General features: G+C 61.2%; 17 protein-coding genes and 2 tRNA genes. 4 read left to right on the forward strand and 15 right to left on the reverse strand.

The window, feature by feature from the left end; genetic code table 11:
* Window positions 1–99 precede the first annotated feature (99 nt).
* From acs to C4Q26_RS08150, 3 genes are all read left to right on the forward strand, one after another.
* A complete protein-coding gene (gene acs, locus C4Q26_RS08140) occupies window positions 100–2,034 on the forward strand; it encodes an acetate--CoA ligase (protein ID WP_027908025.1) in 1,935 nt (644 codons plus the stop codon).
* 41 nt (window positions 2,035–2,075) lie between these two features.
* Window positions 2,076–2,945, forward strand: a complete 870-nt coding sequence (locus C4Q26_RS08145; RefSeq protein WP_023378637.1) for an oxygenase MpaB family protein — start codon at window positions 2,076–2,078, stop codon at window positions 2,943–2,945.
* Between the two features lie 78 nt (window positions 2,946–3,023).
* Window positions 3,024–5,960: a DUF748 domain-containing protein gene (locus tag C4Q26_RS08150; protein WP_104882188.1), complete on the forward strand. Its 2,937-nt coding sequence runs from the start codon at window positions 3,024–3,026 to the stop codon at window positions 5,958–5,960.
* Window positions 5,961–6,033: 73 nt separating this feature from the next.
* Here C4Q26_RS08150 and C4Q26_RS08155 read toward each other — a convergent pair whose 3' ends face one another.
* Entirely contained in the window at window positions 6,034–6,447 is a 414-nt protein-coding gene (locus tag C4Q26_RS08155) for a VOC family protein (RefSeq protein WP_023378635.1), read from the reverse strand.
* A gap of 60 nt (window positions 6,448–6,507) precedes the next feature.
* On the opposite strand from C4Q26_RS08155, the gene C4Q26_RS08160 reads away from it, so the two are divergent.
* Complete coding sequence (locus C4Q26_RS08160; protein WP_023378634.1) at window positions 6,508–6,810, forward strand: putative quinol monooxygenase; 303 nt, start codon at window positions 6,508–6,510, stop codon at window positions 6,808–6,810.
* Window positions 6,811–6,881: 71 nt separating this feature from the next.
* Here the strand turns inward: C4Q26_RS08160 and C4Q26_RS08165 are convergent, their stop codons facing one another.
* From C4Q26_RS08165 to folP, 14 genes are all read right to left on the reverse strand, one after another.
* Window positions 6,882–7,232, reverse strand: coding sequence for a BON domain-containing protein (locus tag C4Q26_RS08165; protein ID WP_023378633.1), 351 nt, complete (start codon window positions 7,230–7,232; stop codon window positions 6,882–6,884).
* A 263-nt stretch (window positions 7,233–7,495) separates the two neighbouring features.
* Window positions 7,496–9,601 (reverse strand): polyribonucleotide nucleotidyltransferase, encoded by a 2,106-nt coding sequence (gene pnp / locus C4Q26_RS08170; RefSeq protein ID WP_023378632.1) that lies wholly within the window; start codon window positions 9,599–9,601, stop codon window positions 7,496–7,498.
* A 259-nt stretch (window positions 9,602–9,860) separates the two neighbouring features.
* On the reverse strand, window positions 9,861–10,130 hold the full coding sequence (gene rpsO / locus C4Q26_RS08180) for a 30S ribosomal protein S15 (RefSeq protein WP_011532144.1): 270 nt from the start codon (window positions 10,128–10,130) through the stop codon (window positions 9,861–9,863).
* A 149-nt stretch (window positions 10,131–10,279) separates the two neighbouring features.
* Window positions 10,280–11,197 carry a tRNA pseudouridine(55) synthase TruB gene (gene truB / locus C4Q26_RS08185; RefSeq protein WP_023378631.1) on the reverse strand — a complete coding sequence of 306 codons (918 nt, stop codon included), beginning with the start codon at window positions 11,195–11,197 and terminating at the stop codon, window positions 10,280–10,282.
* Window positions 11,198–11,200: 3 nt separating this feature from the next.
* Window positions 11,201–11,599 (reverse strand): 30S ribosome-binding factor RbfA, encoded by a 399-nt coding sequence (gene rbfA, locus C4Q26_RS08190; protein ID WP_023378630.1) that lies wholly within the window; start codon window positions 11,597–11,599, stop codon window positions 11,201–11,203.
* A gap of 116 nt (window positions 11,600–11,715) precedes the next feature.
* Window positions 11,716–14,253 (reverse strand): translation initiation factor IF-2, encoded by a 2,538-nt coding sequence (gene infB, locus C4Q26_RS08195; protein ID WP_023378629.1) that lies wholly within the window; start codon window positions 14,251–14,253, stop codon window positions 11,716–11,718.
* A 27-nt stretch (window positions 14,254–14,280) separates the two neighbouring features.
* Window positions 14,281–15,762, reverse strand: a complete 1,482-nt coding sequence (gene nusA / locus C4Q26_RS08200) for a transcription termination factor NusA (RefSeq protein WP_023378628.1) — start codon at window positions 15,760–15,762, stop codon at window positions 14,281–14,283.
* Window positions 15,763–15,821: 59 nt separating this feature from the next.
* Window positions 15,822–16,280 (reverse strand): ribosome maturation factor RimP, encoded by a 459-nt coding sequence (gene rimP, locus C4Q26_RS08205; RefSeq protein ID WP_023378627.1) that lies wholly within the window; start codon window positions 16,278–16,280, stop codon window positions 15,822–15,824.
* 130 nt (window positions 16,281–16,410) lie between these two features.
* Window positions 16,411–16,487 (reverse strand) — tRNA-Met (locus C4Q26_RS08210).
* 98 nt (window positions 16,488–16,585) lie between these two features.
* Window positions 16,586–16,671 (reverse strand) — tRNA-Leu (locus tag C4Q26_RS08215).
* Window positions 16,672–16,692: 21 nt separating this feature from the next.
* Window positions 16,693–17,085 (reverse strand): preprotein translocase subunit SecG, encoded by a 393-nt coding sequence (gene secG, locus C4Q26_RS08220; RefSeq protein WP_023378626.1) that lies wholly within the window; start codon window positions 17,083–17,085, stop codon window positions 16,693–16,695.
* Window positions 17,086–17,089: 4 nt separating this feature from the next.
* Window positions 17,090–17,845 (reverse strand): triose-phosphate isomerase, encoded by a 756-nt coding sequence (tpiA, locus tag C4Q26_RS08225; RefSeq protein ID WP_027908023.1) that lies wholly within the window; start codon window positions 17,843–17,845, stop codon window positions 17,090–17,092.
* A 66-nt stretch (window positions 17,846–17,911) separates the two neighbouring features.
* Complete coding sequence (gene glmM, locus C4Q26_RS08230; protein WP_023378624.1) at window positions 17,912–19,252, reverse strand: phosphoglucosamine mutase; 1,341 nt, start codon at window positions 19,250–19,252, stop codon at window positions 17,912–17,914.
* A gap of 16 nt (window positions 19,253–19,268) precedes the next feature.
* Window positions 19,269–20,120, reverse strand: coding sequence for a dihydropteroate synthase (folP, locus tag C4Q26_RS08235; RefSeq protein ID WP_027908022.1), 852 nt, complete (start codon window positions 20,118–20,120; stop codon window positions 19,269–19,271).
* Window positions 20,121–20,128 lie beyond the last annotated feature (8 nt).

Raw genomic sequence — 20,128 nt, forward strand, 5'->3', positions numbered from 1 at the left:
CCGCGAAGGGTCGGCACCGGTTGAACACCCCTCCAGCTACACTGTCCTATCGAATAGCCGAAGCAGTCCATCGCCCCGACAAGAGCAGGACAACCCGCCATGTTCGATATCCGCGATTTTCCCCAGGCGCTCGCCGTCAGCCAATCTGCCGCCATCACCCCCGACGACTACCGTCGCCTCTACCGTCAATCGGTCGAAGACCCCGACACCTTCTGGGCCGAACAGGCCAAACGCCTGGACTGGATCAACCCCTGGTCAAGCGTGCAGCAGTGCGACATGAAAAGTGGCAAGGCGCGCTGGTTCGACGGCGCCCAACTGAACGTGAGCTACAACTGCATCGACCGCCACCTGGCCAAACGGGGCGAGCAAACCGCCCTGCTCTGGGAGGGCGATGACCCTGGCGAGTCCAAGGCCATCACCTACCGAGCGCTGCACCGCCAGGTCTGCCGCCTGGCCAATGCCCTGAAAGCGCGGGGCGTGAAGAAAGGCGATCGGGTCTGCATCTACATGCCGATGGTCCCGGAGGCCGCCTATGCCATGCTCGCCTGCACACGCATCGGCGCCATCCATTCAGTGGTGTTCGGTGGTTTTTCCCCTGATGCGTTGCGCGACCGTATCCTCGATGCCGACTGCCGCACGGTGATTACCGCCGACGAAGGTATCCGCGGCGGCAAACGCATCCCGCTGAAACAGAACGTCGACAAAGCCCTGGCCAGTTGCCCCAATGTCAGCAGCGTATTCGTCGTGCGTCGCACCGGCAGCGAAGTGGCCTGGATCAACCAGCGCGACCTCTGGTACCACGAGGCGACCGAACAGGCCGGCGACGACTGCCCGCCAGAGGCCATGGAAGCGGAGGACCCGCTGTTCATCCTGTACACCTCCGGCAGCACCGGCAAACCCAAGGGAGTCCTGCACACCACCGCAGGCTACTTGCTGCAGGCCACCCTCACCTTCAAGGTGGTGTTCGACTACCGCGAGGGCGAGGTGTTCTGGTGCACCGCCGATGTCGGCTGGGTCACCGGCCACAGCTACATCGTCTACGGCCCGCTGGCCAACGGCGCCATCTCGCTGATGTTCGAAGGCGTGCCCAACTATCCGGACACTTCACGCTTCTGGCAGGTCGTGGATAAACACAAGGTGAATATCTTCTACACCGCCCCCACCGCCCTGCGGGCGCTGATGCGTGAAGGCTCCGGGCCGCTGCAGAGCACCTCGCGTCAAAGCCTGAGGCTGCTGGGCAGCGTTGGCGAGCCGATCAACCCGGAAGCCTGGGAATGGTATTTCGAGGCAGTCGGGCAGAAACGCTGCCCCATCGTCGACACCTGGTGGCAGACCGAAACCGGCGGCATCATGATCACACCCCTACCCGGCGCGCAGAAGCTCAAGCCAGGCTGCGCCACGCAACCGATGTTCGGCGTGCAACCGGTGCTGCTGGATGACAAAGGCAAGCTCATCGAAGGGCCCGGGGCTGGCATTCTGGCCATCAAGGCCAGCTGGCCGGGGCAGATCCGCAGTGTCTATGGCGACCACCAGCGTATGGTCGACACCTATTTCAAACCCATGCCAGGCTACTACTTCACCGGCGACGGTGCTCGGCGCGATGCCGAGGGTGACTACTGGATCACCGGTCGCATCGACGATGTAATCAACGTTTCCGGCCACCGCATCGGCACCGCCGAAGTGGAAAGTGCACTGGTGCTGCATGACAGCGTCGCCGAGGCGGCCGTTGTCGGCTACCCGCACGATCTGAAGGGCCAAGGGGTATATGCCTTCGTCACGCCCATGAACGGTGTCACCCCGGACGATGAGCTCAAGAAAGCGCTGCTCGATCTGGTTAGCAAGGAAATCGGCAGTTTCGCCAAACCCGAGCTGATCCAATGGGCCCCCGCACTGCCCAAGACCCGCTCGGGCAAGATCATGCGGCGTATACTGCGCAAAATCGCCTGCAATGAACTGGAGAACCTGGGCGATACCTCGACCCTGGCTGACCCAAGCGTGGTCCAGGGGTTGATCGACACACGCCTCAACAAATAACCGGCGGCCTGGGTTCATGGCCGCCCTGAAGACAGGTCGCCATGGAAACCCTACGTCGCCGCATCGAAACCCAGGTCATGAGCCTCACCGGGCTGGCGCTGGGCCAGCTCGACCTGGAGTCGCCCAAGGGCGACCCGGGCCTGTTCGGCCCGCACAGCATCAGCTGGCGCGTGCATGGCGATTTTCCCAGCATGCTGGTCGGTGGTATCAGCGCGCTGATGCTCCAATTGCTGCACCCGCTGGCACTGGCAGGGGTGTGGGATCATTCCAACTTCCGCCACGACCTGCTTGGCCGCCTGCGCCGCACCAGCCAGTTCATCTCGGGCACCACCTTCGGCTCCACCCGCGATGCCGAATGGCTGATCGAGAAAGTGCGCACCATTCACCTCAAGGTGACCGGCGTCGCACCCGACGGCCGTCCGTATTCCGCCAGCGATCCCGACCTGCTGACCTGGGTGCACGTTGCCGAGGTCAGCAGTTTCCTGGCCGCCCACTTGCGCTACCGCAATCCGCAACTGTCTCTTGCCGACCAGGATGCCTACTACGACGAGATCGCCCTGATCGCCGAACGCCTGGGCGCCCGCGATGTGCCGCGCTCACGCCAACAGGTCGAGGATTATCTGCAGCGCATGCGCCCACACCTGCAATGTGATGCCCGTAGCCTGGAAGTGGTAGAGATCCTGCTCAACGCCCCTGCCCCCAGCCGACTGGCCGAGCCGATCGGCAAGCTGATGCTGCAGGCAGGCATCGACCTGTTGCCGGAATGGGCGCAAGCCATGCTGGGCCTTGAGCAAGGCCCTTTACAGCGGCGCATGATCCGCCTGGGAATCGAACGCACGGCCCCCGTGTTGCGCTGGGCCATGCGCAATGGCTCCGCCCACCGGGCCAAACGGCGCATGGGCATTGAGTGAGGTCAAATGGTCGCCGCTGCGGAACCGATTTAACGTGCCATACTCCAACGACCCCTGCTTAGACAGACGAAGCGACACATGTACAAAGGATTGACTCGCGCCCTCGGCGCACTGCTGGCCCTCGTTGCCCTCTACAGCCTGCTCGGCTTCCTTATCCTCCCTGGCGTCGCCCTGCGCATCGCCAACCAGCAGTTGGCCCAATACGCCACGCTACCTGCGCACCTGCAACGTATCGAACTCAACCCCTTCAGCCTCGAACTGACGCTATGGGGCTTGCAGTTGGGTGAGCCTGGCAAGGAGCAGGTCGGCTTCGAGCGGCTGTACGCCAACCTGTCGCTGGACAGCCTGTGGAAAGGCGCACTGCACTTGGATGCGGTCGAGCTCGACAAGCCGCGCAGCGAACTGCTGTTCGCCAAGGACGGCACGCTCAACCTGACCCAGCTGTTCAAGCTGCCGCCCAGTGAGCCCAAGCCCGAGGAGCCGCCGAGCGATCCGTTCCCCCTGCGCATCGGCAGCATCAAGCTCAAGGACGGCTACCTGCACTTCAAGGACGACCGCCCCAGCGAGCCGATCGAGTTCCTCTACGACGCGATGAATCTGGAGCTGAAAAACCTCAGCACCCTGCCAGATGACAACGCCGACATGACCCTGGTGGCCGCGGGTCCCAACGGCGGGCGCATCGACTGGAACGGCACGTTCAGCCTGTCGCCGATCGCCTCGGAAGGCACCCTGAAGGTCACCGACGGCAAAATGAAAGTGTTCTGGCCTTATGTACGCGATGCCGTACCGCTGGTGCTGGAAGACGGCGTGATCAACCTCGACACCCACTACACTCTCAACCTGTCCAAAGAAACACAGCTGTTGCTCGACAAGACCTCCGTGCGGGTCGCGCCCTTCGCCATCAAGGCGCCGGATGGCCGTCAGCTGGCGCGCCTGGCCAGCCTGGAAGTCAGTGATACGTCGATCGACCTGGCCAAGCAGTTGGTCACCGTCGGCAAGGTCCGCAGCGAACAGCTCGAAACCTGGGCAGCACGCGAGAAAGACGGCCAGCTCGATTGGCAGAAGCTGTTTGCCAGCCAGCCGGCCAAGGCCACCCCACAGGAGAAAGCCGAGCCCGCCGCCGCCGAGCCTACACCCGAAGAAAAAGCCACCAAGGAGCCGGCCAAGCCCTGGCAGGTGCTGCTCAAGGACGTGCAGCTGCGCAACTACAGGGTGCACCTGGCCGACCGCAGCCAGCCGGAGCCCGTGGCACTGGACGTCGGCCCCCTGAACCTGGACTTGCAGGGCTTCGACAGCCTCAACCAATCACCCTTCACCCTGAAGCTCGACACGGGCGTCGGTAAACAGGGCAAGCTGCAAGCGGCAGGTCAGGTGAACCTGGCACCGGTCAGCGCCAAGCTCGATGTCAGCACCCGGGACATCGACTTGCGTGTCGCCCAGTCCTACATCAGCCCGTTCATCCGCCTGGAGCTGCGCAGCGGCATGCTGGGCAGCGACCTGAAGGTCGACCTCAAGAGCACCGAGCCACTGGCCTTCACGGTCGCCGGCAAAGCGCAGGTCAGCCAATTGCACACCCTGGATACCATCAAGAACCGCGATTTCGTGAAATGGCAGCAGGTCAACGTTGACGGTCTCTCGTACGTGCACGGCGACGCCCTGGCCATCGACAAGGTGACCCTGCTGCAGCCCTATGCCCGCTTCATCATCAACGAAGACCGCACCACCAATATTGACGACCTGCTGATCCCTCAACCGGCCAATGCCCCTGCCTCGGCCAAGGCCAAGCCAGCCGGAGGCGGCAGCGACAAGCCGCTGGGCATACACATCGGCCAGATCGACATCAACGATGGCTCGGCAAACTTCGCCGACCTGACCCTTACCCCGAACTTCGCCACCGCCATCCAGCAGCTTAACGGTCAGATCGGCACCATCGACAACCGTAGGCCGTCACCGGCCAAGGTCGATATCAAAGGCAAAGTCGACCGTTATGCGCCGGTTACCATCAAAGGTGCCTTGAACCCCTTCAACCCACTGGCCAGCCTGGACATCGCCACCAGCTTCAAGCGAGTCGAGCTGACTACGCTTACGCCTTACTCCGGCAAGTTCGCAGGCTTTCGCATCCGCAAAGGCCGGCTGAATCTCGACCTGCACTACCTGATCACCAATGGCCAGCTGAAGGCCGAGAACAAAGTGGTCGTCGAGCAGCTGCAATTGGGCGAGAAGGTCGACAGCCCGGACGCGGTCGATTTGCCGATTCGCCTGGCGGTGGCGCTGCTCAAGGACACCGAAGGGAAGATCTCCATCGAACTGCCGGTTGCGGGCGACCTGAACAACCCTCAGTTCAGCGTCATGCCCATCGTCTGGCAGACACTGCGCAACCTGGTGCTGCGTGCGGCACAGGCACCGTTCAAGTTCATTGGCGGGCTGATTGCCGGCGGCGGCGCGGAAGACCTTGGCAGCGTCGCCTTCGCACCAGGCTCCAGCGAACTGAGCGCCGATGCGCAGGCTGCACTGGACAAACTGTCGGCCGCGCTCAAACAGCGCCCAGAACTGCGCCTGGAGATCGAAGGCACCAGTGCCCAGAGCAGCGATGGCCCATTGATCGCTGAACAGCGCCTGGAGCGTGAGTATCAGGCCACCTGGTACAAGATCCTTCAACGCCGTGGCGACAAGGTCCCGGCCAATGCCTCGATGCTGGTAGTCGACGACAGCGACAAGCCCGCCATGCTCGAAGGCATCTACCGTAACAGGCTCAAGCAGCAGCCACCGGCCGAATGGGAGCAACTGAGCCGCGAAGAGCGCACGGCCAAGCTACGCGAAGCGGTGATCAAGTCCTGGGCTGAAAGCACAGCACTGTTGCGCACCCTGGGCCAGGAGCGCGCCAGCAGCATCAAGGACTATCTGGTCGACAAGGGCAAGCTCGAGGACGACCGGGTGTACTTCATCGACACCAACCTGGGGCAAGCCGAGCGCGATGGCCGCGTGGTGACGCCAATGCACCTGGACGCGGAGTGATCGCCAGGTCTTCATCGCCGGCAAACAGGCGCCTGTAGGAGCCCGTTTGCCGGCCAGAGAGCCACATACATCCTCACGCCAAACGCTGCCCCGACACCGCTGGGTGATAAAGCGGTTGGACCTTGTTGCCCGCCGGGTCAAGCAGGTGGAAGCTCCGGGCACCGTCGCCATGGTCGAAGGGCCGATCCAGCAGGGTCACGCCGTGTGCCTTGAAGTAGTGGTACCAGGCTTCCAGCTCCTGCACGGTATCGACGATGAAGCCGTAGTGATCCAGGGTCTGAAAACCGTTCGACGCGCCCGCCCCACGTCCAAGCGAAAGGTTGTCGTTGCCACAGGTGAGGTACACCAGGTCTTCGTTGGCCCGGTGCAGCACCTGCATGCCCAGCACGTCCACGTAGAAGCGCTCGCACTCCTCCAGGTTGGGCACCAGTAATGCGATATGACGCAGGCCGTTGAGTCGACCAGGACGGGTGGGTAATTCGGACATTCGCGCGGCTCCTATTTTGTATACAATTCGTTTGTGAATTTAAAACAAAAGGATCCGCTTGTGTACAGTCTCTTCATCAAGACCCGGGTTAAACCCGGTACCGCTGCCGCGTTCCTCAGCGCTATCAAAGCCAACGCTGCGGCTTCGGTGGCCACCGAGCCTGGTTGCCTGGTGTTCGACGTATCCCAGGACCGCGCTGACCCGGATCTGATCTACCTCTACGAAATCTACCGCGATGAGCACGCCTATGAAGCCCATACCCAGACTGCGCACTTTCGCGACAGCAGGCCGCTCGTCGAGCCCCTGATCATCGAGCAGGTGTGCTTCGAAAGCGATGTGGTAGCGCGAAACCCCGTCGCATAAAGAAAAGCCCCGGCCAATGCCGGGGCTTTCTTGAATGAGTGGCCAAATCCATTTGGCCGACGGGACATCCCTTACTCGGATTTCAGGCCATCGGCCGACACGGCCTGAACGCCCTTGATCTTCTTGGCGATGGCAATGGCCATTTCTTTCTGCGAATCGGTGATGGCAACGTCGGAAGAGAGCGAGACCACACCCTTGTTGGTTTCGACTTTAATATCGCTGCCAGGCACGCCTTTCTCGGTCATCAAGTCAGCTTTGACCTTGGTGGTGATCCAGGTATCGGAGGTTGCTTCCTTGGCTTTGGTCACCTCACCGGCCGCCAGCGTCATCGGGGCCTGGGTGGACTGCTGGGCGAATGCCGCGTTAGCCATGGTCAGGGTCAGAGCGGTAGCAGTAGCGGCAGCAATGGCGAACTTCTTCATTTAGGTCACTCCTGTTTGTCGAAAGGTCTGCGCCTTGATTCCTGGCGGCAGGTACAAGAGATATTGCACGGCATGTGCCAGCTTTTGCCTTTATAAAAACACCAATTAAATCAATGACTTATAGAAAAACCCCGGGATCGTTCATCGTGCATTTTGCACGCCGGGGGTATTTCCTGCATGCAAGATGCAAGTCCGCCAAATAGAATCGCACGCACAAAAAAAGGACCCCGAAGGGTCCTTCTTTCCAGCCTTTCGAAAAAGACCTAGACGCCCGATGCCTTGGCAGCGGCAACGTCCTTGATCGACAGCTTGATGCGGCCGCGGTTGTCCACGTCCAGTACCAGCACTTCGACTTCCTGACCTTCTTTCAGCACGTCGGTGACTTTCTCGACACGCGCATCGCTGAGCATGGAGATGTGCACCAGGCCGTCCTTGCCAGGCAGGATGTTCACGAAAGCACCGAAGTCGACGATGCGCTCGACCTTGCCCAAGTAGATCTTGCCGATCTCGGCCTCGGCAGTGATGCCCAGGATGCGCTGCTTGGCTGCATCGGCCGCTTCCTTGGTTTCGCCGAAGATCTTGATCGAACCATCGTCTTCGATGTCGATCGAGGCCTTGGTTTCTTCGCAGATCGCGCGGATGGTGGCGCCGCCTTTACCGATGACGTCACGGATCTTGTCGGTGTCGATCTTCATCGCGATCATGGTCGGAGCGTTGGCCGACAGCTCGCTGCGCGACTGAGCGATGACCTGGTTCATCTGGCCGAGGATGTTCAGGCGCGCTTCCAGGGCCTGGCCCAGGGCGATTTCCATGATTTCTTCGGTGATGCCGTTGATCTTGATGTCCATCTGCAGCGCGGTAACACCCTTGGCGGTACCGGCTACCTTGAAGTCCATGTCGCCCAGGTGGTCTTCGTCACCCAGGATGTCGGTCAGGACCGCGAACTTGTCGCCTTCCTTGACCAGACCCATGGCGATACCAGCAACCGGCGCCTTCATCGGTACACCGGCGTCCATCAGGGCCAGGGAAGCACCGCAGACCGAAGCCATGGAGCTCGAACCGTTGGATTCGGTGATTTCCGAAACCACACGGATGGTGTACGGGAACTCGGTGTCGCTCGGCAGCATGGCCTGAACGCCACGACGCGCCAGACGGCCATGACCGATTTCACGACGGCCAGCACCGCCCATGCGACCACACTCGCCCACCGAGAACGGCGGGAAGTTGTAGTGCAGCATGAAGGGGTCTTTCTTCTCGCCTTCCAGGGTGTCCAGCAACTGGGCGTCACGGGCGGTACCCAGGGTCGCAACGACCAGGGCCTGGGTTTCGCCACGGGTGAACAGGGCCGAACCGTGGGTTTTCGGCAGAACGCCGACTTCGATGTTCAGCGGACGCACGGTGCGGGTGTCACGGCCGTCGATACGCGGCTTGCCGTTGACGATGTTCTCGCGAACGGTGCGGTATTCCAGCTCGCCGAAGATCTCTTTGATCTGGCCAGCGGTCGGGCCGGTTTCTTCGTTGGCCAGACGGGCAACGGCCTGGTCGCGCAATTCGCCCAGGCGGTTGTAGCGGTCGGCCTTGATGGTGATGGTGTAGGCCTGCGAGATAGCCTCGCCGAACTCGGCACGTACCAGGTTGAGCAGTTCGGTGTTGGCGGCTGGCGCCTGCCAGTCCCAGGTTGGCTTGCCGGCTTCGGCGGCCAGTTCCTTGACGGCCTTGATCACGGCCTGGAACTCGTCATGGGCGAACAGGACAGCGCCCAGCATCTGGTCTTCGGTCAGCTCTTGGGCTTCGGATTCAACCATCAGAACGGCGGTTTCGGTACCGGCCACGACCATGTCCAGGCTCGAAGCCTGCAGCTGCTCGTAAGTCGGGTTCAGCAGGTAGCCGGTGCTCTCGTGGAAGGCAACGCGGGCGGCGCCGATCGGGCCTTCGAACGGAATGCCGGAAATCGCCAGGGCAGCCGAGGTACCGATCATCGCAGCGATGTCCGGATCGGTCTTCTTGCTGGTGGAGACGACGGTGCAGACAACCTGCACTTCGTTCATGAAACCTTCTGGGAACAGCGGGCGGATCGGACGGTCGATCAGGCGCGAGGTCAGCGTCTCTTTCTCGGAAGGACGGCCTTCGCGCTTGAAGAAGCCACCTGGGATCTTACCGGCGGCGTAGGTCTTTTCCTGATAGTGGACCGACAGCGGGAAGAAGCCCTTGCCTGGGTCGGCCTGCTTGGCGCCAACCACGGTCACCAGCACGGTGACGTCGTTGTCGACGGTGACCAGCACGGCGCCGGTCGCCTGACGGGCAATGCGGCCCGTTTCGAGGGTAACGGTCGATTGACCGAACTGGAACTTCTTGATTACCGGGTTCACGGTTTCCTACCTTTTTCAGTGGCTCTGGGGGAACTGGTTTCTTGCGAATTCTTGGGCAGAACGGGGAATCGGCCCCATTGACCGTCCAGATACAACACGAGGCTGGGAGCCTGGCTGCCCAGCGGAAAATCCGCTCGACATCACCAGGCTGCCAACCTCGGAGATACGCGTGGCGTGTTGGACGCCAACGCTGTACAGCATTGCTGCCATACAGCATCGAGCATGCAACACGCCATGCACACCACTGGCCAGGCCGCTATTAGCGACGCAGACCCAGGCGACCGATCAGGGCGCTGTAACGAGTGGTGTCTTTGCCCTTCAGGTAGTCCAGCAGCTTACGACGCTGGTTAACCATACGGATCAGACCACGACGGGAGTGGTGGTCTTTCTCGTTGGCCTTGAAGTGGCCTTGCAGCTTGTTGATGTTGGCGGTCAGCAGAGCAACCTGCACTTCCGGGCTACCGGTATCGCCGGCGGCTTGCTGGTATTCGGCAACGATCTGAGCTTTTTCTTCAACGCTGAGGGCCATTTGGCTTCTCCTGATAAACGGATCCCGCAAGCGGGGTCCAATAGGCCAGGGACAATATCCCCGTATTAATAAAAGAGGTGTGACCGTGCCTACTGACAGCCACCCTCGTGTCCACAGGGCTCGGCGCAAGCCTGACCCTGTGTGTTCGGTCATTCCGACCGAATCAGTCGACGCGGCGCAATGCGCCCGTCCTCGCTCACCTCACCGATACCGATGAAGCGGGCATTGTGATCCTGTACCCGAACCATGCCGAATTGCGGCGCGTCCGGAGCACGCACGGCCTGCCCATGCAGCCAGTAGAACGCACTGTGCTCGGACAGGCGCACCAACGGCCAGTCCTGCAAGCCGCTGTCGGACGGCATGAGGAAGCGATCGAGCGCTTCGTTGCCCCCTTCGGCGTGGGCCTGCTCGAGTTCTTCGAGCGTTACCGTCTGCGCCAGCTCGAAGGGCCCGGCCTGGGTCCTGCGCAGCTCGGCGACATAGGCGCCACAGCCCAGGGCCTCGCCGATATCCTCCACCAGGGTGCGGATATAGGTGCCTTTGCTGCAACCGACGGTCAGGCGCGCACGGGTGCCTTCGCACTCGAGCAATTCCAAGCGGCCAATAGTAACAGAACGCGCCTCGCGCTCCACTACCTCTCCTGCACGAGCTAGCTTGTAAAGCGGCTGGCCGTCGCGCTTGAGGGCGGAGTACATCGGCGGTACCTGGCTGATTTGACCACGAAAACGCGGCAGCACAGCCTCGATCTCGGCGCGACCAACGGTCACGTCGCGAGTCTTGAGTACTTCCCCTTCGGCATCGCCGGTGCTGGTAGTCTGCCCCAGCTGCATGACCGTTTCGTAGCCCTTGTCGGAATCGAGCAGGTACTGCGAGAACTTGGTCGCCTCACCGAAGCACAGCGGCAGTACGCCGGAGGCCAGTGGGTCGAGGCTACCGGTGTGACCGGCCTTTTCGGCATTGAGCAACCAGCGGACTTTCTGCAGCGCGGCGTTGGAGGTGAACCCCAATGGCTTGTCGAGCAGGATGATGCCGCTGACATTACGGCGAATACGTTTGACCTGGGCCACCGCTTACTCCCCGGCGTCCGGCTTGTCGGCATCCTGGTGCAGACGGTCTTCGGCGACCGCGCGCTCGATCAGTGCCGACAGATGGGCACCACGGCTGACGCTCTCGTCGAAGTGGAAGTGCAGCTGCGGCACGCTGCGCAGTTGCATGACACGCCCAAGGTGCAGGCGCAGGAAGCTCGCGGCACTGGTAAGGGCCTTGAGGGTCTGAGGTACGGCGTCGGTCCCGTCCTGGCCCATGACGGTGATGAAGACCTTGGCGTGCCCCAGGTCGCGGCTGACGTCCACGGCGGTGATGGTCACCAGGCCGACGCGCGGATCTTTGACTTCACGGCGAATCAGCTCCGACAGCTCACGCTGCATCTGATCACCGATGCGTTGGGTACGGCTATATTCTTTTGCCATTCTTGCTACCTGTAACGTAAAGCGGCAAACGCCCGGTCAAGCTGAAGCCTGACCGGGCGCTACCTTCAGAGGCACTGCCAAACGCCCTGGGGCGAGGCCTGCGCCATGCCCACCCCTTACAGGGTACGAGCCACCTGGACTTTCTCGAAGACTTCGATCTTGTCGCCGACCTTGACGTCGTTGTAGCTCTTGACGCCGATACCGCACTCCATGCCACTACGCACTTCGGAGGCGTCGTCCTTGAAGCGACGCAGCGATTCCAGTTCGCCTTCGAAGATCACCACGTCCTCGCGCAGTACGCGGATCGGACGGTTGCGGTACACAGTACCCTCGATGACCATACAGCCGGCAATGGCGCCGAACTTCGGCGAGCGGAACACGTCACGGACCTCGGCGACACCCAGGATGTTCTCGCGAACATCGCTGCCGAGCATACCGGTCAGGGCCTTCTTGACGTCTTCGATGATGTCATAGATCACGTTGTAGTAACGCATATCCAGACCTTCCTGCTCGACGATCTTGCGGGCGCCAGCATCGGCACGCACGTTGAAGCCGAACAGCACCGCGTTGGACGCCAGCGCCAGGTTGGCGTCGCTCTCGGTGATACCACCGACGCCGCCACCGATGACACGAACCTGAACCTCGTCGTTGCCCAGGCCGCTGAGCGAGCCTTGCAGGGCCTCCAGAGAACCACGCACGTCGGTCTTGAGGACGATGTTGAGGGTCTTCTTCTCTTCCTGACCCATGGTCTCGAAGATGTTTTCCAGCTTGCCGGCGTGAGCACGGGCCAGCTTGACCTCGCGGTACTTGCCCTGACGGAACAGGGCAACTTCGCGGGCTTTCTTCTCGTCGGCAACCACGGACAGCTCGTCACCGGCTTCCGGCGTACCATCCAGACCGAGGATCTCGACCGGAATCGACGGACCGGCTTCCTTCACAGGCTTGCCGTTTTCGTCGAGCATGGCACGCACGCGGCCGTAGTTGGAGCCGACCAGGACCATGTCGCCCTGACGCAGGGTACCGTCCTGAACCAGGATGGTAGCCACTGGACCGCGGCCCTTGTCCAAGCGCGATTCGACCACGACGCCACGACCTGGTGCGGTCGGAGTGGCGGTGAGTTCGAGGATCTCGGCCTGCAGCAGGACGGCCTCGAGGAGCTCGTCGACACCGGTACCCATCTTCGCCGAAACCTTGACGAACGGAGTGTCACCACCCCAGTCCTCGGAGGTTACGCCTTCGACGGCCAGTTCGTTGCGGATACGATCGAGGTCTGCACCCGGCTTGTCGATCTTGTTCACCGCGACCACCAGCGGAACGCCAGCTGCCTTGGCATGCTGCACGGCCTCACGGGTCTGCGGCATCACGCCGTCGTCAGCCGCCACCACCAGGATGACGATGTCGGTGGCCTTGGCACCACGGGCACGCATGGCGGTGAACGCAGCGTGGCCTGGGGTATCGAGGAAGGTGACCATGCCGCGGTCGGTTTCCACGTGGTAGGCACCGATGTGCTGGGTAATACCACCGGCCTCGCCAGCAGCAACCTTGGCACGACGGATGTAGTCGAGCAGCGAGGTCTTACCATGGTCAACGTGACCCATGACGGTCACTACCGGTGCACGAGGCTCGGTCTCACCTTCGAACTTCAGCGATTCGGCCAGGGAGTCTTCCAGGGCGGTGTCGCTGATCAGGGTGACCTTATGGCCCAGTTCTTCAGCGACCAGCTGAGCAGTTTCCTGGTCGAGCACCTGGTTGATGGTGACCGGGGTACCCAGCTTGAACATGAACTTGACGACTTCAGCGGCTTTCACCGACATCTGCTGGGCAAGTTCGGAGACCGTGATGGTCTCGCCGATGGTCACGTCACGAATGACGGGGCCGGTCGGGTTCTGGAAGCCATGCTGGTTACGCTTCTTCGGCTTGCCCTTGCCACCGCGACCGCGACGGAAACCATCGCTTTCTTCATCGGTGGTGCGTGGCGCGGCACGAGGCGTAGGAGCTTTTTCTTTCTCCTTGACCTTGACCTTGATCGACACGCGCGGGGCTTCGCCACGACGCTCGCCGCCACGACGGTCTTCGTCGCGAGTGCGGCTTTCGTTGCGACGAGTCTCGTCCTTCTTGCGCTCGGCAGCGCGTGCGGCAGCGTCTTCGGACGCTGGCGCCTCGGCCACTACCGGAGCAGCAGCTGCAGGGGCAGGCGCCGGCTCTGCCTTGGCCGCAGGGGCCGTAGCAGTGGTTTCGGCGGCCTGGCGACGGGCTTGTTCCTCGGCGCGCTGGCGAGCCTCGGCTTCAGCCTTCTCGCGAACGGCGTTCTCGGCCGCACGACGCTCTTCCAGTTCACGCTTCTGCTCAGCCTGGATCTCTTCCGGGCTGCGCTGCACGAATACTTTCTTCTTGCGTACTTCTACGCTGATGCTCTTGCTACCGGCTACACGCAGGGTGCTGGTGGTTTTGCGCTGCAAGGTGATCTTGCGCGGCTCTTCCGCCTTGCTCTTGTGGCTGCTCTTCAAATGGGTCAGCAAAACCTGCTTCTCGTTATCGGTCACTACCTGACCGGCGTCGGTGTGCGGCAGACCTGCCTCACGCATCTGCTGCAGCAGGCGCTCTACCGGTGCCTCGACCTCTTGGGCCAGTTCTTTCACCGTGACTTGCGTCATGCACTTCTCTCCTCAGGCCGCGCCTAATTACTCGAACCAGTGGGCTCGGGCGGCCATGATCAACTTGCCGGCACGCTCTTCGTCGATGCCGTCGATGTCGAGCAGATCGTCGATCGACTGCTCGGCCAGGTCTTCGCGGTTAACCACGCCGCGCACCGCCAGTTCCGCCGCCAGGTCCTTGTCCATGCCCTCGAGGGAGAGCAGGTCTTCAGCCGGATGGGCGTCTGCCAGTTTTTCTTCGGTAGCGATGGCCTTGGTCAACAAACGGTCCTTGGCACGAGCGCGGAGCTCATTGACGATATCCTCGTCAAAGCCATCGATGTTGAGCATTTCTTCCAACGGTACGTAGGCAATTTCTTCAAGGCTGGTGAAGCCTTCGTCGACCAGCACTTGTGCCAGCTCCTCGTCGACTTCCAGTTCCTCAATGAAGTTGCGCAGGATGTCGCCGGTCTCAGCCTGCTGCTTGGCCTGGATGTCCTTTTCGGTCATCACGTTCAGGGTCCAACCGGTCAGCTGACTGGCCAGGCGAACGTTCTGACCGCCACGGCCAATAGCCTGGGCCAGGTTGTCTTCGGCAACTGCGATGTCCATTGCATGGGCATCTTCATCAACGATGATCGCCGCGACTTCAGCCGGCGACATGGCGTTGATGACGAACTGCGCCGGGTTCTCGTCCCACAGGACGATATCCACACGCTCACCACCCAACTCGCCGGATACGGCCTGGACACGCGAACCGCGCATGCCGATACAGGCACCTTGCGGGTCGATGCGCTTGTCCTTGGAGCGGACGGCGATCTTGGCACGCGAACCCGGATCACGGGATGCAGCCATGACTTCAATGAGGCCTTCGGCGATTTCCGGTACCTCGATGCGGAACAACTCGATCAGCATCTGTGGCGCAGTGCGCGACAGGATCAGTTGCGGACCGCGGTTCTCGGTGCGGATTTCCTTGAGCAGCGCACGCAGGCGCACGCCGACACGGAAGGTCTCACGGGGAATGATGTCTTCGCGAGCCAACAGGGCCTCGGCGTTGTTACCCAGGTCGACGATGACGTTGTCGCGGGTAACCTTCTTGACGGTACCGGAGATGATCTCGCCAACGCGCTCGCGGTAGGCGTCGACCACTTGGGCACGCTCGGCCTCGCGCACTTTCTGCACGATGACCTGCTTGGCGGTCTGGGCGGCGATACGACCGAACTCGATGGACTCGATCTTCTCTTCGATCACGTCACCGATCTTGGCATCCGGATGCGTGTCCTGGATCTTGCTCAGCCAGGTTTCGATAGCCGGATCGTCCAGGTCGTTCTCGTCGACCACGGTCCAGCGGCGGAAGGTCTCGTAGCTACCGGTGTGGCGGTTGATTTCCACACGCAGGTCGACTTCGTCCTCAAAACGTTTTTTGGTTGCAGTGGCCAGGGCCACTTCCAGCGCCTCGAAAATGACGCCGGGCGGTACACCTTTCTCGTTGGATACCGATTCAACAACCAGCAGTACTTCTTTGCTCATCGTACGCCTCGCCTTGCGCAAGCCATTGGGTCCGGACAGTCCGCCGGGCCCGGCACGTCTCAGTCAAAACTGGGAATAATATTGGCCTTGTCGATCGAGTCGATCGGCAACAGGAACTCGTGATTGTCCACCTGGACCACCACATCCTGCTCCTCCACACCGCGGAGAAGGCCCTGGAAGTTACGACGACCCTCGAAGGGCGTACGCAGCTTGATCTTCACTTGTTCGCCGGCATGCGAAGCAAACTGTTCCAGAGTGAACAGCGGGCGATCCATGCCTGGAGAGGACACCTCGAGGGTATATTCACTGCTGATCGGATCTTCAACATCCAGGATGGCACTGGCCTGACGGCTGACCGCTTCGCAGTCGTCCACCAGGATTCCGCCTTCCTTGTCGATGTAGATACGCAGGACCGAATGTTTGCCCTGGGAGATGTATTCGATCCCCCAGCATTGGTAGCCCAGACCCTCGACCACCGGGGCCAACAAGGCCTGCAACTGTTCTAGCTTGCTCGACACCTGAACCCCCTCGTGCATGCTGTGCAAATAAAAAATGGGCGAAGCGCCCATCCCTGAAAGCGCCGTTGGACAACGACGCCGATAACTGTTCGGCTAGCAAAAAGCCCCTGAAAAGGGGCTCCGCTGAAGCTGGTTGCGGGGGCTGGATTTGAACCAACGACCTTCGGGTTATGAGCCCGACGAGCTACCAAGCTGCTCCACCCCGCGACAAAGCTGGGGCGAAAGTATAAGACTGAACCCGCTACAGGGTCAATCTAACCTCCACCTGCAAGAAAGCCCGCTAAAGCGGGCTCTCAAGCTTTAATTGGTACCGAGAAGGGGACTCGAACCCCTACACCCTATGGGCACAACCACCTCAAGGTTGCGTGTCTACCAATTCCACCACCTCGGCAATATTACTACTTGAAACCCGTTACTTCTGCTCTTGAGCCGGAGGAGGTACGTCACCAGCGTTGGTGGTTTCGCTCTTCTGCTCCTGGAGCACCGGTACATCATCATTAACTGCCGGCTTCTGCTCTTTCACTTCCAGTACCGCTGGATCTGGGAGACCCGCCTGGCTCAGCTGGTGAGCTTGTTGCTTGGCGAAGTATCCTAACCCAAGTGCTGTCAAAAAGAAAGTGGCAGCGAGTATAGCAGTCAATTTACTCAGGAAGGTAGCAGAACCTTGGCTTCCGAACACAGTGTTAGAGGCACCTGCGCCGAAAGATGCACCTGCTTCCGCACCTTTACCCTGTTGCAACAGAACCAGCACTACGAGTGACAGCGCTGCCAACAGATGAAAAACAACGATAACTGTTTCCAGCATTTGTTCAGTTTCCTGCGGCGCGACAAATTGCACCGAATTCGTCTGCGTTCAGGGACGCTCCACCAATGAGCCCCCCATCGATATCCGGCATGCCGAACAGCTCAGCCGCATTGGCCGCCTTCACGCTGCCGCCGTAGAGAAGCTGCACGTTCGCGGCAACTTCGGCGTCTTCCGCCGCCAACTGCGCGCGAATGGCTGCATGCACATCCTGCGCTTGTTGCGGCGAAGCCGTCAAACCTGTGCCAATGGCCCATACGGGCTCATAAGCAATTACTGCATTGGCAAAAGCCTTAACACCGAATGCATCGATGATACTGCTTAGTTGACGCCCGACAACTTCAAGCGTCTTGCCCGCCTCGCGCTCTTCGAGAGTTTCCCCTACGCAAAGCACCGGCATTAAACCACTAAGTTGAGCAGCTGCAAACTTATCTTTCAGCACTTCCTCAGTTTCACCCATAATTTGGCGGCGTTCGGAATGGCCAATCAGAACCAACTTGCAACCTGCTTCAACCAACTGACTGGGTGCAATTTCACCCGTCAGCGCACCCTCTTCGGGTTTTACCGCAGAATTCTGTGCACCTACGATGATCCCCCTGCCTTGCAGCCCATCAATGACTTGATTGATGAACAGCGCCGGCGGAAACACCGCGACTTCCACACCGTCTGGCAAGGACATATTGCCCAAGCCCTGGATCAGCTCAGCGACGCTGGCGCGGGTACCGTGCATCTTCCAGTTACCAGCTACCATGGGGCGACGCATGCTTTACCTCGTCGGTCAAAGTGGGCGCAGATCTTACCCAACCAGATCTGCGCTGGCAAGCCTATTTCAGGCACAAACTTCGCTGACCAGCTTGGCCAAGGCTTCGGCGTGGCTGCGCACTTGGTTTTCGTCGTCGCCTTCGACCATGACCCGCACCAGCGGCTCGGTACCCGACTTGCGCAAAAGTACCCGTCCGCGCCCAGCCATCGCCTCGGTGACCTTGGCACTGGCCTCCTTCACCGCAGGATGCTCCAGCGGGTCGACCTTGCTTGCGCCAAAGCGCACGTTGATCAGCACCTGTGGGCATTTGCGAACGGCCTGGCGGGCCTGCGCCAGGGTCTCGCCACGGCGCTTGAGCGACAACAGCACCTGCAGCGCGGCAATGATCGCATCGCCAGTGGTGGTGTGGTTGCAGCAAACCACGTGCCCGGAGTTTTCCCCGCCAACCAGCCACTCGCGCTCGAGCAACTCCGCCATGACATAGCGGTCGCCGACCTTGGCCCGCACGAACGGAATATCCAGGTCCTTGAGCGCCAGCTCCAGGCCGAGGTTGCTCATCAGGGTACCCACTACGCCACCCTGCAGCTTGCCGCGCTCGTGCAGGTCGCGCGCGATGATGAACAGCAATTCGTCTCCGTCGACGATGGCGCCAGTGTGGTCGACCATCAGCACACGGTCCCCATCGCCATCGAATGCGATGCCCAGGTCGGCATGGCCGACCAGTACGGCAGCCTGCAGCGACTCGATGTGCGTGGATCCGCAATTCTCGTTGATGTTGAGGCCGTCCGGCTGGGCATGCAGCACGGTCACCTGAGCGCCCAACTCACGGAACACGCTGGGCGCAACCTTGTAGGTAGCGCCATGGGCGCAGTCGACCACCAGCTTGAGGCCTTCGAAACTGGTGCTGCTCGGCACGCTGCTCTTGCAGAACTCGATGTAGCGACCGGCGGCGTCGTTGATACGGGACACCTTGCCCAGCTTGCTCGACTCGACCACTGTCATCGGCTGGTCCAGCAACTCCTCGATCATCAGCTCGACTTCGTCCGGCAGCTTGGTGCCCTGGCCCGAGAAGAACTTGATGCCATTGTCGTCATGCGGGTTGTGCGAGGCGCTGATGACGATCCCCGCTTCGGCATGGAAAGTCCGGGTGAGGTAGGCGATAGCCGGCGTCGGCATCGGCCCGAGCAGCATGACATCGGCACCGGCGGCAGAAAGACCGGCTTCGAGCGCCGATTCGAACATGTACCCGGAGATACGGGTGTCCTTGCCTACCAGCACTCGGCAATTGCCCTGCTTGCGGAACGCCATGCCCGCAGCCCAACCCAGTTTCAGCATGAAATCCGGTGTGATCGGGTATTCGCCGACGCGGCCACGAATGCCGTCGGTACCAAAGTATTTTCTGCTCATAGGGACTCCAATGTTCTTATTCGGCGTTCTGTACCGCAGCGATCATGCGCACGACATCAACGGTCTCGGCCACGTCATGGACGCGCAGGATGCTAGCACCCTTGGTCATCGCCAATGCCGCCAGCGCAAGACTGCCGTACAACCGCTCGCCCACCGGGCGATCCAGGGTCAAGCCGATCATGCTTTTGCGCGAAACGCCCACCAAAAGCGGGCGCCCCAAGCGGTAGAGCGCTTCCATGTGTTTGAACAGGCTCAGGTTATGCGCCAGGGTCTTGGCGAAACCGAAGCCAGGATCAAGAATGATTCGGTCAGCGTCGATACCGGCCGCTGCGCAGGCCGCCATCCGCTGTTCAAGATAGCGCGCAACGTCGGCGGTCACATCGTCGTAATGTGGATCATCCTGCATATTGCCCGGCTCGCCACGCATGTGCATGAGGCAGACCGGCAGGCCGGTATCGGCAGCGGCATCCAGTGCACCGTCGCGCTCCAGCGCGCGCACGTCGTTGATCAGGCCGGCCCCCAGGCGCGCCGACTCGCGGATCACGGCCGGGGTGGACGTATCCACGGAAATCACCACATCCAGGCGACTGTTGATCGCCTCGACCATCGGCGCCACGCGCTCGAGCTCTTCAGTAACCGATACTGCCCGCGCGCCAGGCCGGGTCGACTCGCCACCGATGTCGATCAGCGTGGCGCCTGCAGCGACCATCGCCTCGGCATGCCGAAGCGCTTCGTCGCGCTGATTGAAGCGCCCGCCGTCGGAGAAGGAGTCGGGGGTGACATTGAGAATACCCATGACATGGGTACGGGACAAATCAAGAACCCGGTTGCCGCAAGGCAACCGGGTCGGGTACTGCTGTGAGCTCATAAGTGCCC

It is taken from the genome of Pseudomonas sp. SWI44, assembly GCF_002947915.1.
Lineage (GTDB): Bacteria > Pseudomonadota > Gammaproteobacteria > Pseudomonadales > Pseudomonadaceae > Aquipseudomonas > Aquipseudomonas taiwanensis.